This is a genomic window from Clostridium sp. DFI.1.208 (assembly GCF_024463855.1).
In the GTDB taxonomy this organism is placed as follows: Bacteria; Bacillota_I; Bacilli_A; order Erysipelotrichales; family Erysipelotrichaceae; genus Clostridium_AQ.
Map to the genome: position 1 here is coordinate 1 of NZ_JANGCA010000003.1, position 15,581 is coordinate 15,581.

Consider the following 15,581-nt stretch of genomic DNA (forward strand, 5'->3'; position numbering starts at 1 on the left):
AACTGGTCAATACCCATAATGAAGGCAACAACGAATACCAGTAAAGCCTGAATAATATTTACATCCATGTTGTTTCTCCTTTCAGATTATTAAAGATAATTGTAAGCAAATTGTTATTTGAATAATTTATCGACGTTTTCTGAAGGTGTATCTGGAACACGTTTAATTTCCAGCTCTACGCCCAAGTCCTTCAGTTTTTGAAACGTTGCAACATCGTTATCATCCACAGCAACAGAAGTGGCTACCTGACGTTTACCATCTGCCATGTGCATGTTTCCGATATTGACTTTCTTGATTGGTACTCCACCTTCTACTAATCTCAGTACATCCTGTGGAGTTTCACAGATTATTGCAATGTGCTGTGCTGGACTTGCTTTTCCAATAATGTCAATTGTCTTCTGAATTGAGAAGAAACGTGTCTGCGCATAAGCTGGTGCAGCCATGTTCATCAATCCCTGACGGAATTCATCTGTAGACACTGAATCATTGGCTACTAACAGAAGATTTGCTCCTACAACTCCACACCACTGTGTTGCAACCTGTCCGTGAATCAAACGGTTATCAATTCTTGTTAATACGATATCTGGCATTTTGCTCTCTCCCTTCTACCATTAGACATGAACTAATTTATCGAACCTTGATGAGGTGGATTCGATAAGTAAACCCTTTCAGTTCACTTAGATTCTATGTCAAAATATAGCATAATTCTTTACACTTTTTATCAGTGATTTTGCACTTTTTAGTAATTTTCCAGAGATTTCACAGGTAAATAATGCAAACTATCAGAAATATACATACCGGCATCAAAATTTTACATATTCCCATGATTTTTGTTAATTGTGTGATAAATATTTAAAATTCATCTTTTTTTATTACCATTTCTATTTTATGAAAACACTTACATAAATACGGTCGATTTTCAACGATTTCATAGCTGTTTGATTTTCTACCTTTTTGCTTTTCTAACAAAACTGAATTTGATATACTAATAGTAATGAGAGGGTGATTGCTTTGTTTAATAAAACAACAAGTTTTATTTTCAATAAATATGGTGAAATCGTCAATGAGCTCACAAAGCGTCAAACACCGAAGCTAAGCCGTACGATCGTCAAGCTGAAAGATAAAAGCTTCGATAATTTCATGTTCTATAACAGTGATATCTACGTTCGTGTGCAAAGTGGAATCGTTATGCTGGTAGTTACAAAGGATGATACTGCCAGAAGCTATGAACGATTTGTAGTACATCGGCATATTAAGATACGAAAAGGTGTCAAATTCAATTTTTTATGCATATCCTCCAGTGCAAAGCTGGAAGTAGAAATGGATTTCAAAGCAAAGAAAAGGCAAATGTCAACATATGATCATAACCCGATCGTCTATGAACCCATTGTACCGACCTTCGAGGTGAAAGAAATTCTCGCTTACTATTATCAGGTCCGCAATGCCAGCTATACCTTTCCCGGTGAAAAACACAATTACTGGGAGCTGACCTTTATCGACAACGGTGAACTGGAAACGACGGTCGACGGTGAAACATATAAGCTGGATGAATTAGATCTTATTTTATACGCCCCCGGGCAGTATCATACACAAAAAACCGGTCATGCAAAATCATGTTCCTATCTGACCATCATGTTTGATATGGAAATACCGGAATCCTATCTTGTCACGAACCGTGTCTACAATGCACACCGTGATATACACAATGCTTTAAACAATTTTATCAAGGTCTCCAGTAACGATATGCTCTATGACAGTGAATTGATGCTTTGTTATATGAAGGAGCTGCTTATTAAAATTCTGCAATATGACTTCCTCTCCAGTTCTCCGGTCGCATCAACTCCGATGCAGCAGCGTTTTGAAAATGAGCTGTTGAATGAAATTGTGATTTTTATCAATGACAGTATCTATGAACAGATTACCATAGAAGAAATCTGTCTGAAATTTTCAATATCACGCTCCAGCCTGCAAACGCTCTTTAAAAACAACCTCGGTGTTGCACCAAAACAGTATATCAGCGATCTGAAGCTTAACAAAAGCAAGCTGCTCATCAAAGAGAGTGTCTATACGATCAGTGAAATCGCCAGTATGATGGGGTTCACCTCCATCCATTATTTCTCAAGGAAATTCAAGCAGCAGTTCGGTATTACGCCAACAGATTATGCGAAGACTATTTACAATTAGTTAAAGCCTGCGAAATGCGTGATACGCCTAAGAGGCTGCATAAAGCATAAATTCTTTATCTGATTCTACTCTGTCTCAGAATACGCAAATGGCAAAAAGGAAGAATGAAGTCAATACACCAAAATTATTGATTTTAAGCTTCCTTTTTTCGTTATCTGCTTGCATAAAGCTATCCATATACCTGTTTTCTTACAGGGGATATAATATTCAAGCATGGATGGTACTGTTTTCTTCTGATTATAACACCGGCTGCTTACTTGCTGTGTTTTCAGAAATGAAGGCCGCAAGCAGAAAGGATAAACAAAGTCGAAACCGTCTATTCCTTTCTTCCCTATAACTATGACTAACTCATAGAATTCTAATACTGACTATGGAGCAAGGAAGGAACAGCTATATAAATATAGGAAAGCATCCTTCCTCGAATTACAGAATGTATAGAAAAAAGTACACAATTCACTCTCAAACTGTGTACTTTTCTTATTATTTTGTTTTTGAAGAGCTTCTTTTATCCAGCACCTGGTTGACAGCAAGTCTGGAAATTGTTATTTCAATCCCCTTTGCCACTTCAACATCGAGGTACTCTTCCTTTGCACGGATTATTTTTCCCCTGATACCGCCTGCGAACAGGATATCCTTCCCCGGCTTCATACGGTTGAGCTGATCCTTCAGTTCCTCTCTTTTCTTTTTCATCATTCGCGCGCTTACGATATAATAGATGATCAGAAAGCAGATGAGAAGGAAACCAAGGGTAATGCAGCACCAGAGTATGGTATGCCAATCAATCATGAATCAGCTTCCTCTTAGATTCCGTCTGTTGGTTCTTCCTGCTGAACAGGCTTAAATTCATAACGAACAACCTGATCTTTTCCAGTGTTCATCGCCATTTCTGTCAGCATTCCCAGTTCTTCCACAAACTGACGTCCCATGTTGACTTCAATCAGCATCGGCAGATTTGTTCCGGCAACAACCTCAACATTACCTCTTGGGTATCCTACCATAACTGCAGTCTTGAATGGAGAGCCTCCACCAAGGTCAGACAGAACCAGAACGCCTTCGCAGTCCTTCAGTTCGTCCAGTGCCTTTGTTAATTCACGTTCCAGATCATCTACAGAATAGCTTTCCAGAAAGTCTACTGCTACATAATTCTTAGGTTCTCCGGCAATCAGCTTCAAGGAGCTGGTCAGTCCGGATGCAAAATTACCGTGTCCGGTTACGATTAGTCCGATCATATTTGTATCCTCCGTTCTTATCTTTTTGTGTAAGGGTGCAGAATTACACCTTTTACAACACGGTTAACCTCTCCCGTAGGACATGGGTTATCCGGAGTTATATCATATGATAAAGATTTGAATAATGCAAGTACCTGAGCAGCAACGATGTAATCAAATCCCAGGAATGCGTTTTCATGCTCGTTCTCCAGATCGAATGAGAATGCAAAATCAACCAGACCTGCAACCTCCTCGTCACGCTTATTCATGATTGCCATCAGCTTGTTGCCTTTACGCTGCGGGCTCATTTCCTTAATCAGGTCCACTTCATACTGACGCGTATATGCATCATCACTCAGATAAACGATGGTCAGTGTATCATCATTGATAATGGATTTTGGTCCATGACGGAATCCCATTGGAGAATCATACATTGTCGCAACGCGTCCGGCAGTCAGCTCCAAAATTTTCAGCTGAGATTCCTGTGCGATTCCCTTCAGGCAGTTTGCACCAAGGTAAACGATACGGTTGAAGTCATATGCACCAACGGCATCCTTGAAGAATTCCCAGTTGTTGGCAAGCATTCTTTCTGCAGCCTTGATAACATCCTCCAGCTCTGCCTTTACTTCATCCAGATTGTCCAGACTGAAGCACAGCAGGGTAGCCAGCATCATGTTAGAGAAGCTGGAAGTCATTGCGAAGCTTTGATCATGTGTTTCAGGAGTCAGATTGATTGCATATGCATTCTCTCTTTTTTCTGCTGCCTTTGAAAGAGCACCCTCGTGATTGCAGGTAATGAACAGGTGATACAGGTTCTTACCGCATACCTCATCCGCTACATCAACTGCACCTACAGATTCCGGTGAGTTTCCACTGCGTCCATAAGAAATCAGCAGTGTCGGTTTTGTCTGAGACAGATAATTTTCCGGAGCTGATACGATATCTGTTGTAGCATATGATTTTGTTTTATAGTTTGTTCTCTTGCTCACGTATGTGAAAATGGCGTTTCCTACGAATTCACTGGTACCTGCACCGGTCAGGATGATATCGTAGTCATCGTGCTTTGTTACGTTTTCAATAAATGCCTTGATTTCTTCCTTGTGTTCCTCTACCTGTTTGATGGTTTTTTTCCAGGTGTTCGGCTGCTGGTTAATTTCTGTTGCCGTGTAAATTCCTTTTAAACTTTCCCATTCTTTTGTGTCTTTTCCAAAGATCATGTTCATTCACTCCTTTTCTGGATTTGAAATCCTTTTCATTACGATTTCATTATAGCTCAGCGTTTATAAAAAAACAACGAGGTGCGCAAAATGTTGTTAATTTGTACAAAATTATTGCTAATTTATATTCTTGTTTTGCTAGACGAAAAAAGCGTTTCCATATATAATGTAGACTAGAGGTGATAACATGGCTAATAAAGCTGTAAATAAGAAGAAAAAAGGCATGAATGGTGAAGAGCTTGCCGGCATGCATATCTATAAGGATGATCACAACCGCTATGTGTATTATAATGTTTTCGATCATGTCGGTTACATTCTGAACGATATTCCAAAATACAAAACGTATAGTTCCCGTTTCATCGTAGGTCTGATCGGCGGTATTCTGGCCTACTCCTTTGATTTGGGAGCTCTGCTTTCCATCGTCATCGGTGTTGCGGCTTACGCACTGATGGAGATAAAATTCCGTTTGTTCCTGAAAAAACAGTCACAGATACCGAATTTTAAGCCAAAGGAACGCCCGCCACGTTTATTGACGGCCGCAAGTGAGGAAACGAAGAAGATTTATATGAAGATTGCAGCCTATCTGCTGTTTGGTATCCTGATCATTCTGCTTCCGTTCTCAGAGGGCGGTTATGATGATATGATGAAAGCCATGTGTATTGCATTGGGCATTCTTGCGATTGGTGTTTCCCTGTTTCAGGTACGCGCTTTGTTTTATAAGAAGGCCAATCCTTCGCTGACAGATAAGAAATAAGTAAGTATCGGATATCCTCTTATGGATATCCTTTTCTTATCAATTTTTAACCTCCTTTTTCTTCTCCTCCTTTGCCGTCTTCTTTTTCATGCATATCCTTTTCTTATTAACGTAATAGCTTCTTTTTCAAGCAGATATCAATATCGTATCATCCTCATATAACTATGCATCCTACAGCATGCTAATTCTCACAAAAAAAGATATGCACGCTGCATATCCTTAATAATATTCATGAATCCAAAGCGGCCGCAGTGCAGAAGCAAAGGCCTCGGCAGCGGATTTCACCTCCAGATTGTAAAGCTTGTTGAAAAGCTCCGGGTTATTGATTCTGGCCATGATGAACGGCTGTTTCTTAGGAATTAGCAGGGGAAATATTTTTTCCAGCTTCTCACTCTGGGATACCTCTACAAGAATTTCCTGCTCCTTGCCGATTGCCGCCTTCAGCAAACGCATCAATACGACAGATTCCAGATAGACTGCTTCTTCCACATGAATCTCCTGTTTTTTCTTATGGAAAATCAGATAGCCACAAACCTCACCCTGTCGGTTCCGATATACCACCATCTGCTTCTGTGTAACCACAATTTCATTCAGCAGTAATACATAATATTCCCGATCACGCACGTAGCAGCCATCAAAGTGCTTCGTAAAATTCTGATAGGCCTGTAACAGCTCCTGCGGCTCGGCCGCATAGGAAATGTTTGTCAAAGAAACCTTATGCAGACATTCTCTGGGAACCGTATACAGCTTTCTCTCATACACGGTCTCAAATCCGAACTGCTCATACAGCTTTGGGTAGAAGCCGCGAATCAGTGTTACCAGATGATTATGTCCCGCCTCATCAAGCGCCGATTCCATCAGTCTGCGCATATGTCCTCTCCTGCGGTAATCAGGCAAAGTGGATACACCGAGTATGTAGCTGATTTTCAGCTGCTTGTCGCGTAAACGAAGGATATGCTCATTGAGCTGCAGACTGGAGATAATGCGCTGATCCTGTTCCAGAGCAATACAGCGTCCCTTGTCGAATATATTTTTAAAATAAAAATTCAGATAATTGCGGTTTTGGTTTGGATACGACTGCTTCCATAATTCATATATTTCTGCCTTGTCCTGCTTCCCTGCATCTCTCAGCATACGTTACTCATCATCCCGTTCTGTGAATTCCACATCAATGACATCATCGGAATCCAGATTGGAAGTGTTGCCGGTTGTGTAATCCTCCTGCTGCTGATTCCATTCAGTTTCATATTCCTCCATATGCCTGCGGACCTTTCGCTTGGCATACCAGATAAGTATGGATAACGCAATCACAAGGATTGCGACGATTGGCAATATCACCGGCAGCAGTGTTATCACAATGTAAATGACCAGGCAGATAAAGAGTAGATAAATGATAACATCCATGTACGATTTCCTCGCTTTCTTCTCTCATTATAATATAAAACCGCACATCTGTGAATGTAAAAGCGTAAAAACTTACCCTGCTTCGGCCTCTGTCTGTTCTTTTTCCACAGGCCGCTGCTTCTTTTTGCGTCTGTGCAGCATATACAGCAGCATGAGCAGCCAGAGCAGCACAGCAGCACCGAAATACAGCGGACCGACAAGTGCCGGATGGCTTTTGGTTTTTACTTCGGCAGGCTTTGCCATCGTCTGTGTAGCATCATAGGCACTTTCCAGACGCTTTTCATACGTATATTCCGGATTGCGGATCATGGGATAGGCGTGCCCCTGCTTCATCAGCTCCTCCTGTACCAGCTTATCATCGGCAAACAGATATACGGGAACCGGCTCTTCGATCTTGCTGGAAGGATCAATTTCAAAGCGGATGGATTTCGCATCCTCCAGCAGCTCACAGGTTTCCTGCCAGCCCTCTTCCTTTGTTATTTTCGTATTGAACAGAGATACTCTGAATTCACTGTCCTGACTTTTCAACACAATCTGATCCTGCGTGCAGCTAACCAGCTTTGCGGAGTAGCTCGTCGCATGCAGGAAAGGAAAAAGTGCAAACATCATAAATAGTCTTAATTTCATAAGATCACCCTTTATAGTCTGCACTTTCTATTCGATTTTATTCCTTGCGGTACTGATCTGCCAGTTCCCGCAGCTTTGCGAGCCGATGCTTCATGCCGGATTTGGATATCGTTTCATTGAATTCCTCCGCACAATATTCACACAGCTCATTCAGGCTGGCTTCCGGCAGCTGCTTTCTGGCATATGCGACATGCTGAAGCTTTTCCGGAAGGCTGTCCAGCGTACGATAGGTCTCAATCCACTGGATATCCTCCAGCTGTTTTTTTCCGGCCGTTATGCTTTTCATTTCATTTGCCAGCTCACAGTTGTCCAACCGTGTTAAAGAGTTCATGAAATCTCGCTGAATCCGACTGTCCTCAAAGGTAAATACCGCATCACTGGCACCTACACAGCGCAGAAAGTCACTGATTTTATCACTGGCCTTCAGATAGACAACCTCCTGATTCCGACGCCGGATCTGTTTGGCAGGAAGATCAAAGCGCTGCATCAGCTTCCATATGAATTTTGCCAAATCCACATTCTGGGTACTGATTTCCAGATGGTAATTGGATTTGCTTGGAGAATTCACTGACCCTCCGGCCAGAAACGCACCCGCCAGATATGCTCTTGCACAGCATTCCTTGCGTACCATCTTGCTGGAGGGATGATTTTGAAGTCCGCGCTCTGTCATAATTTCCAAATCACGAAGAATTTCCATCGCCTTGTTTTTCACACGGATTACATAGATATTGTTTTTCTTCAGCTTCATCTTTTTTATGACAGAAAGCTGTGTATCCACCTGATACAGCTCCTTCAAAAAGCGAAATACGCGCTTGGCAGTATTGGCATTTTCCGTCTTTACCGTCAGATGCATACCTTCCGATGTAAAATTCATCGTAGAGCACATCTGCAAGACAGCTGTCAGCTCCGCTTTCATGCAGCAGGGATGCAGCTCATTGGCCGCAATCTGCGATTTTACTTCTGTTGTAAACGACATTTCTATTCATCCTTACTGTTTATAATTTCTCCGAGAACATCCCGAATTTTATTTGAATCATGGCGAATCAGATCATCATCGAAGTTCAACACATCCCGATATAAAATTTGATAGGAATGCTCCTCCTGTGCAACCCGTACAGGTTCACTTCCCATATCCTTATATTTTTCAAGAATATGACGCTGGGCACGGTTGTTGTGCGTGATTACGATATCCACCGCCTCCGGAAAGGAGTGCTTCTGTATTGCCGCAACATGGTCCTCCAGTGTGAAATCATCCGTTTCTCCCGGCTGGGTCATGGCATTGCAGAAGTAAATCTTTTTTACCGGATTGCTGCGCAGCTGCTCCACAACGCCGTCAACGATCAGATTCGGCATAATACTGGTATACAGACTTCCGATACCGTATACGATGACATCTGCCTCATGTATTGCCTGCAGAGCTTCTCTTGTCGGCTCCACACGCTGCTGATAGAACACCTTTTCTATCCGGTTGTTGAAGTTTGGAATATTGCTTTCTCCACGCACAATCGTTCCATCCTCCATCACGGCATACAGGGTGATGACCTGCAGTGAGCTAGGAATGATCTGTCCCTTTACGTTGAGAAACTTTGAGAATGTACGGATGGCTTCCATAAAGCTTCCGGTTGTTTTTGTCATAGCGGTCAGGATCAGATTTCCCAGATTGTGTCCGCCGACATCATCACATTCTCCGTCAAATCGATAGTTCATAAGAGACGTAAAGATACTCTCCTCCTCCGCCATAGCGCACATGACATTACGTACGTCCCCCATGGCAGGAATATGAAACTGACGTCGGATCCGCCCGGTGCTTCCCCCGTCATCCGCTACCGTGACAATGGCTGTCAGATTGATATTCTCAATCTGCTTCATACCACGCAGCATAACAGATAAACCAGTCCCTCCGCCGATTACGACTACATTTTTCATTCGGTCAGCCTACTTTCTTATCTCTGTGTGATTTATAGCAATGATACTGGTCCCGATAGTGAGAATACAGCCAGTTGGTGACAGACACGCTTCGGTGGTGCCCTCCGGTACAGCCGATTCCCACGGTTAAATGATTTTTCTTTTCATTTTTATACTGGATGAATACATAGTCCAGAAAGCTTTTCAGATGACGGATAAATTCCTTCGTCTGATCAAAGCTCATGACATAATCATAGACCGGAGCATCATCGCCAGTCTGTTCACGCAGCTCCTCTATATAATATGGATTTGGCAGAAATCTGACATCAAAAACGAGGTCTACATCCATCGGTACACCATGCTTAAAGCCAAAGGATACAAAGGAAATCGAGAAGACCTGCTTGCTGTTGAGTGACAGCTTTTCCATCAGCACACTTTTCAAGCCATGCTGATCCATCATGGTTGTGTCGATATGAAGAACCGCACGCTCATTCAGCGCGTTGAACATATCACGTTCCACTTCAATGGCCTCCTCCAGTGTATTCGCTTTGGAGAACATCATCATCGGGTGATGGCGTCTTGTGAATTTATAGCGCAGCAGCAGTTTTTCATTGGATGCGTCCAGAAAAACCACACGTACATTTACATCTATATTCTCAAAATACTGCAGAAATTTCGGATAATCAATCGCAGTCGTTGCCAGAGCGATATTGCTGTAGCGCGGATCCGGCTTGGCGTTGATGATCTTTCCCAGAGATTCCAGCAGCTGCACGGGGAAATTATCAATGCAGTGATACCCCATATCCTCCAGAATACCCATGGCTGTCGTTTTACCGGCTCCTGACATTCCTGTTATCAATACTACGTTCTGTTCGTTCATTGCTACCACCTCATATCATAAGTTTACCACAGCATACAGGTGTGCGCCAGTTTTTAAACAAAAATATAAGAATGTGGTGCTTTCTTTCTGCACATATGAGAAAAGCAGATACATACATATATCCGATTTTCGTTCACGTAGTGCTTTGTCTGTCTGCCCGTCTTTTGCCTGTCCTGCAGGAGCTGTTTCCTGCCGCAGGCTTACAAAGGTTTTCTTAGCGTATTGCAGGGGAGCGTAAAACAGCCATAAGCAAAGCTGTTCTCCTGTTTGCTTGTGTAGTTTCAAGCTTGCACCGAAAGCGTTTACCACAAGTTGTCATGTAAGCGTTTTAATGTTGCCATAACAATATGGTAAAACGTTTTATCAAAATTGTTGACAACGCTTTCACTCCGTGATATTATACCCTCGTAAACGTGATAAAACGTTTTATCAAGGAGATGAAAGACATGAGGTTCCTTTGTAAGGATAATGCGCTTACCGCATCCATCTACATTGACTTGTGTAAGAAAGTGGATTTCAAAGAATACAGGAAAGAGGATGTGGAAACGGCGATTGCCAATTCCCTGTACTCCGTTGTGGTATTTGATGATAAGCGTCCCATCGGCATTGCCCGCATCGTCGGAGACGGCAGGATTGCCTTCTTTATCAAGGATGTGGTGGTGGATCCTGAATATCAGAAGAACCGGATAGGAAATCTTCTGATGCAGAAGCTGCAGGAGTATCTTGCAGGTGCAGCCTGTGAGGGGGCCTACATCGGTCTCATGTCCACACCAAACTGTGTTCCCTTCTATAAAAAGCATGGCTTTCTGGAACGTCCATGCGATGGAATGGGGCCGGGGATGGTGAAATTTTATGATCCCTGTGAGGTGAGAAAATGAAAAAAGTGATTGTATTAGGTAGTTTAAACATGGATCTGACCATACAGTGTGTCGATCTTCCAAAGAACGGGGAGACCATCAACGGATCTGATTTCTTTGTTAATCCGGGTGGTAAGGGGGGCAACCAGGCGGTAGCTGCTGCCAAGCTGGGAGCCGAAACGCATATGATTGCCAATATCGGAAATGATGTGTTTGGAGAACAGCTGCTGGAGGCACTACAGGGTTATGGTGTTCATACCGAAGGCGTTTTCCGTGATGCGCATGAAACCAGTGGCGTTGCAATGATTATCCGAAGCCATGGAGATAACCGTATTATTCTAGGAAATGGTGCCAACCATACGCTGCCGGAAGCGGCCTTCGTGGAAATGCTGCAGAAGCTGGCGCAAAAGGACGATATCTTCCTGACACAGCTGGAAAATGATTACCCCCTGGTAAGAACAGCATTGCAGCAGGCAAAGCAGGCTGGCATGTACACGATTTTAAATCCCGCACCTGCCCGTGTTCTGGACAGTGATGTGTATGAGCATCTGGATCTGATTGTTGTAAATCAGAGTGAATGCGAGCTGTTGACAGGGATTTATCCAAGTGATGAGGAGTCCTGCATGGAAGCCATGCACAGCTTTGAAGCAAGAGGTGTGGATGCGCTTATCACGCTTGGAACACACGGCAGTATGTGCAACGCCTTTGGTCGATATCTGTTTGTACCGGCGCAAAAGGTGGAAACCGTTGACACTACAGGAGCCGGAGATTCCTTTATCGGAGCACTCTGCAGCTGCCTGTCAAGGGATGTGGATATGAAGGAAGCCATGGAATTTGCGACCAGAGTTGCGGCACTCACCGTAACACGCAGAGGTGCACAGACATCCATCCCATATAAAACGGAAGTAGAGAACTACTTCAAGGAGGAAAACTGATATGAAGAAACGTCCGATCATCATTGATACCGATCCGGGTATTGATGACGCACTTGCCATTGCCATTGCATTATTCTCAGAGGAGCTGGATGTCCGTCTGATTTCAACCGTTGCAGGTAATGTCGGTCTGGATAAAGTAACCTACAACGCGCTGCGCCTGTTGAAATACTTCGAGCGTGAGGATGTTGCGGTAGCTGTAGGTGCTGATCGTCCACTGATTCGTGAATTTGAGGACGCCAGCAGCGTACACGGAAAAAGCGGTATGGAGGGCTTTGATTTTGAAGAGCCGACACAGCAGCCCTTAAAGGAAAATGCCGTTGATGCTATGCGCAATGTCATCATGAACAGCAGCGAGCCGGTAACTCTGGTTCCGATTGCACCCCTGACCAATATCGCGCTGCTGTTGAAGACCTACCCTGAGGTGAAGCAGAATATCCGTGAAATCGTCCTCATGGGAGGTAGTGCTAGTCGCGGCAACAAGGGTGTTATGGCGGAGTTCAACATCGCATTGGATCCGGAAGCCGCACATATGGTATTCCACAGCGGTGTAAAGCTGACTATGGTTGGGCTGGATGTCGGATTAAAGGCTCTGGTATTACCGGAAGACAGTGAAGAAATTCGCACGATGAACAAAACCGGGGAAATGGCATACTGCCTGTTTAAGAAATACCGCGGGGGAAGCTTTCACACCGGGCTGAAAATGTATGATGCAACCGCGATTGCCTATCTGTTGAAGCCGGAGCTGTTTGAGGCGGTGGAAACGTATCTGGATGTGGAGCTGCATGGCACGATGACGGCCGGCTGTACGCTGGTTGATCTGAAGGGCTATTTAGGGAAAGAGCCAAATGCCACAGTTTGTCTGGATATCGACGGAGCTGCATTCCGTACATGGTTCAAAGAAGCCATTAAAAAGTGTAGATAGAATGTAAAATATAAAAGGAGAGAACACATATGAATGATATCATGATGTATGGATCCGCACTGATCGCCGTTATTATTGTCGTTATCATGCTGATCAAGAAAATGGATATTAAAATCACACTGTTTGCCATGGGTATTGTGTTGATGTACATCGCAATCGCCATGGGGAATCCAATCGCAATCAAGGAATTTGAATCAACCGGTCTTACTGTACTGGATCCGCTGAAGGCTGTTATTGATCAATTCAAGAGTACGCTTCCGGCAGCCGGCTTCATCATTCTGATTCTGGGCGGCTATTCTGCATATATGACGAGCATCGGTGCAAATGAGGTTACCGTTCATACCCTTACGAAGCCAATCAAGAAAATCAAATCGGTATATATCCTTGTTCCGCTTGTATTCCTGATTGGAAATGTACTGTCTCTGGTAATACCAAGTGCTTCCAACCTTGCGATCATCCTGCTTGCGACACTGTATCCTGTTTTACGTCAGGCCGGCATGTCTCCGCTGACTGCTGCGGCAGTCATTGCTACAACAGCAACAGTTATGCCAACACCTCTTGGCGGTGACAATGTTGCCGTAGCAACAGAGCTAGCAAAATATCCGGCATTTGCAGGCATGAGTGTTACCGATTATGTTATACAGTACCATGCTATGATTTCCGTACCGACACTGATCGTTATGGCTGTTGTACACTTTTTCTGGCAGAAGTTTATGGACAAGAAAAACACAGTTAAGCTGGAAGAAAATGTTGAGGTTCATGAGGTTAAGGCTATTCCGGAAGGCGGATTGTATCGCTTTGTTTATACACTGCTTCCAATCTTCCCAATCCTGCTCCTGATTGTTGTTTATATTCTTCGCAGCGTAACCGGAAGCAATGTTGATATCAGTGTTGAGGTGGCTTCTCTGCTTTCCTTCCTGATTGCTATCGTATGTGAAATCATTCGTACAAGGGATAGTGGAAAGGTATTGAAGCAAACAGAAGATTTCTTCAAGGGAATGGGAAATTCCATGCCAATCGTTGCACTGCTGGTTGCAGCTAGTGTATTTGTATTAGGTCTGAATTCCATTGGTCTGATCAATGCATTACAGACAGCCATGCTGGGTGTTCAGGGATCAGGAATGGGCTTTGTACTGCCATTGATTCTGATGGGATTGACGATTCTGATTGTACTGCTGAGCGGAAGTGGGACAGCATTGTTCTATGCCATGGTGCCATTGATGGTACCACTAGCGGAGGCTGCCGGAATTTCTGCCATTGCCGTATCCATCCCAATGGGACTGTGTGGTAATCTGATGCGTGCAGTATCCCCTGTAGCGGCTGTTGTTGTCATTGTTGCCGGTACGATTAAAGCCAATCCACTGGATATTGTTAAGCGCACCTCTGTTCCTATGATTGCCGGTGTTGTTACCATGTTTGTTTTATCTATGATCATGTTCCTGTAAAATCATCAGCAAACCCTACAGGATTATGATAAAATAAAGGTAATTATCAGGAAGGGTAATTACCTTTTTAAAATTACAAAGCAGGAGGAGCATATGAAAGTGACCATTAAGGACATCGCAAAAAAAGCGGACGTCAGTGTCAGTACGGTATCGCTGGTGTTGAACGATCGTCCATGCCGTGTAGCACAGGAGACACGCGACACGATCAAGGACATTGCGAAGCAGTATAATTACAAGGTCAATCAGACCGCAAGAAGTCTGGTCACCAGAAAATCAAATATCCTGGGCCTCATCATCCCGGATATTGAAAACCTGTTCTTCTCCGCATTATGCAAACGGATGGAGGAATACCTCCGGGAGCTGGGATACGCACTCATGATCGTAAATTCCAATGATCATGCGGCGGATGACAGCATGCTGATTGATCTTCTTGTTTCAAGAGGTGTCGACGGTCTTGGTATCACCGTCAGCAATGAATCCTTTCAAAATGAAACAATACGCGAAAAGCTGGCATCCCTCTCTATCCCTTATGTTATGATCGACCGTATGTATCCCGATCTGGATTGCAGCAAGGTTTATTTTGATAACGAATCAGGTGCTTATATGGCCATTGAAAAGCTTGTGAAAAGCGGCCACAAAAAAATCGCATGCATCGGAATTTCTTCCGCGAGCAAAACTGGGGCGAGCCGTGTTGCAGGCTATCGCAAAGCTATGCAGCAGTTCCAGTTGGAGGTTCGCGAGGATTATATTCTCGATGGAAATTACCGGTTTCAGGGTGGATATGCCTGTGCAGAACAGCTGATGAAGATGGATGTTTCCGCTGCCTTTATCTGTAATGACATGATGACGCTGGGTGTTATGCGTTACTTTCAGGAGCATCATGTCCGCATACCGCAGGATATATCCATTGTCAGCTATGATAATACATTAAACCGGTTTACACTGGGTACTGAAATCACAAGTGTAGATCAGGACGTCGAGCTGCTTGCAAAAACTGCATGCAATGAATTACTTGCTCAGCTTCGTGATCCTGCACATCGAAAACAGGATATCTGTCTGAAACCACAGCTAATCGAAAAAGATAGCGTTCAAATCATAGAATAAAAGAAAGCGTACACCATGGCATGGTTTTTACTAATATTCAGGTGCTTATGAAAAAGGAAATTCAAACACAATCATTTTGAATTTCCTTTCACCATCCATTCGTAAGAGCTGTGGCATCACCCTGGTGTACTTTTTTCAT

17 protein-coding genes are annotated in these 15,581 nt (G+C 43.5%); 7 read left to right on the forward strand and 10 right to left on the reverse strand.

Going from position 1 to position 15,581, the window contains the following annotated elements; genetic code table 11:
• Positions 1 to 113: 113 nt before the first annotated feature.
• Positions 114 to 590: a PTS N-acetylgalactosamine transporter subunit IIB gene (gene agaV / locus NE665_RS02250; RefSeq protein WP_117442210.1), complete on the reverse strand. Its 477-nt coding sequence runs from the start codon at positions 588 to 590 to the stop codon at positions 114 to 116.
• A 421-nt stretch (positions 591 to 1,011) separates the two neighbouring features.
• Between agaV and NE665_RS02255 the strand changes: the two genes are divergently transcribed.
• A complete protein-coding gene (locus tag NE665_RS02255; RefSeq protein ID WP_117442209.1) occupies positions 1,012 to 2,184 on the forward strand; it encodes an AraC family transcriptional regulator in 1,173 nt (390 codons plus the stop codon).
• Positions 2,185 to 2,664: 480 nt separating this feature from the next.
• Here NE665_RS02255 and yajC read toward each other — a convergent pair whose 3' ends face one another.
• From yajC to NE665_RS02270, 3 genes are read right to left on the reverse strand one after another with little or no spacing between them, the layout of a single operon-like run.
• Positions 2,665 to 2,970, reverse strand: coding sequence for a preprotein translocase subunit YajC (gene yajC / locus NE665_RS02260; protein ID WP_117442208.1), 306 nt, complete (start codon positions 2,968 to 2,970; stop codon positions 2,665 to 2,667).
• Between the two features lie 14 nt (positions 2,971 to 2,984).
• Complete coding sequence (gene agaF / locus NE665_RS02265) at positions 2,985 to 3,413, reverse strand: PTS galactosamine/N-acetylgalactosamine transporter subunit IIA (protein ID WP_002605998.1); 429 nt, start codon at positions 3,411 to 3,413, stop codon at positions 2,985 to 2,987.
• Between the two features lie 17 nt (positions 3,414 to 3,430).
• Positions 3,431 to 4,609: an SIS domain-containing protein gene (locus tag NE665_RS02270; protein WP_117442207.1), complete on the reverse strand. Its 1,179-nt coding sequence runs from the start codon at positions 4,607 to 4,609 to the stop codon at positions 3,431 to 3,433.
• Between the two features lie 187 nt (positions 4,610 to 4,796).
• On the opposite strand from NE665_RS02270, the gene NE665_RS02275 reads away from it, so the two are divergent.
• Positions 4,797 to 5,363, forward strand: a complete 567-nt coding sequence (locus tag NE665_RS02275; RefSeq protein ID WP_117442206.1) for a hypothetical protein — start codon at positions 4,797 to 4,799, stop codon at positions 5,361 to 5,363.
• A 219-nt stretch (positions 5,364 to 5,582) separates the two neighbouring features.
• Here the strand turns inward: NE665_RS02275 and NE665_RS02280 are convergent, their stop codons facing one another.
• The 6 genes from NE665_RS02280 to rapZ form a co-directional block, all read right to left on the reverse strand.
• The gene (locus NE665_RS02280) at positions 5,583 to 6,497 is read right to left on the reverse strand and encodes a GNAT family N-acetyltransferase (protein ID WP_117442205.1); all 915 of its coding nucleotides are present in this window, start codon (positions 6,495 to 6,497) and stop codon (positions 5,583 to 5,585) included.
• 3 nt (positions 6,498 to 6,500) lie between these two features.
• Positions 6,501 to 6,767, reverse strand: coding sequence for a hypothetical protein (locus NE665_RS02285; RefSeq protein ID WP_117442204.1), 267 nt, complete (start codon positions 6,765 to 6,767; stop codon positions 6,501 to 6,503).
• Between the two features lie 72 nt (positions 6,768 to 6,839).
• The gene (locus NE665_RS02290; RefSeq protein ID WP_117442203.1) at positions 6,840 to 7,394 is read right to left on the reverse strand and encodes a nuclease; all 555 of its coding nucleotides are present in this window, start codon (positions 7,392 to 7,394) and stop codon (positions 6,840 to 6,842) included.
• Positions 7,395 to 7,431: 37 nt separating this feature from the next.
• Positions 7,432 to 8,370, reverse strand: coding sequence for a DNA-binding protein WhiA (whiA, locus tag NE665_RS02295; protein ID WP_002606004.1), 939 nt, complete (start codon positions 8,368 to 8,370; stop codon positions 7,432 to 7,434).
• A gap of 2 nt (positions 8,371 to 8,372) precedes the next feature.
• The gene (locus NE665_RS02300) at positions 8,373 to 9,320 is read right to left on the reverse strand and encodes a gluconeogenesis factor YvcK family protein (RefSeq protein WP_117442202.1); all 948 of its coding nucleotides are present in this window, start codon (positions 9,318 to 9,320) and stop codon (positions 8,373 to 8,375) included.
• 4 nt (positions 9,321 to 9,324) lie between these two features.
• Positions 9,325 to 10,179 (reverse strand): RNase adapter RapZ, encoded by an 855-nt coding sequence (rapZ, locus tag NE665_RS02305; RefSeq protein WP_117442201.1) that lies wholly within the window; start codon positions 10,177 to 10,179, stop codon positions 9,325 to 9,327.
• 446 nt (positions 10,180 to 10,625) lie between these two features.
• Here rapZ and NE665_RS02310 point away from each other — a divergent pair, with 446 nt between their 5' ends.
• From NE665_RS02310 to NE665_RS02330, 5 genes are all read left to right on the forward strand, one after another.
• Complete coding sequence (locus tag NE665_RS02310; RefSeq protein ID WP_233104504.1) at positions 10,626 to 11,057, forward strand: GNAT family N-acetyltransferase; 432 nt, start codon at positions 10,626 to 10,628, stop codon at positions 11,055 to 11,057.
• Positions 11,054 to 11,971: a ribokinase gene (gene rbsK, locus NE665_RS02315; protein WP_117442198.1), complete on the forward strand. Its 918-nt coding sequence runs from the start codon at positions 11,054 to 11,056 to the stop codon at positions 11,969 to 11,971. The genes NE665_RS02310 and rbsK overlap by 4 nt, the downstream gene beginning before the upstream one ends.
• A 1-nt stretch (position 11,972) precedes the next feature.
• Positions 11,973 to 12,893, forward strand: a complete 921-nt coding sequence (gene rihC / locus NE665_RS02320; protein WP_117442197.1) for a ribonucleoside hydrolase RihC — start codon at positions 11,973 to 11,975, stop codon at positions 12,891 to 12,893.
• 29 nt (positions 12,894 to 12,922) lie between these two features.
• On the forward strand, positions 12,923 to 14,338 hold the full coding sequence (gene dcuC, locus NE665_RS02325; RefSeq protein WP_117442196.1) for a C4-dicarboxylate transporter DcuC: 1,416 nt from the start codon (positions 12,923 to 12,925) through the stop codon (positions 14,336 to 14,338).
• A gap of 93 nt (positions 14,339 to 14,431) precedes the next feature.
• A complete protein-coding gene (locus NE665_RS02330; RefSeq protein ID WP_117442195.1) occupies positions 14,432 to 15,442 on the forward strand; it encodes a LacI family DNA-binding transcriptional regulator in 1,011 nt (336 codons plus the stop codon).
• Positions 15,443 to 15,581 lie beyond the last annotated feature (139 nt).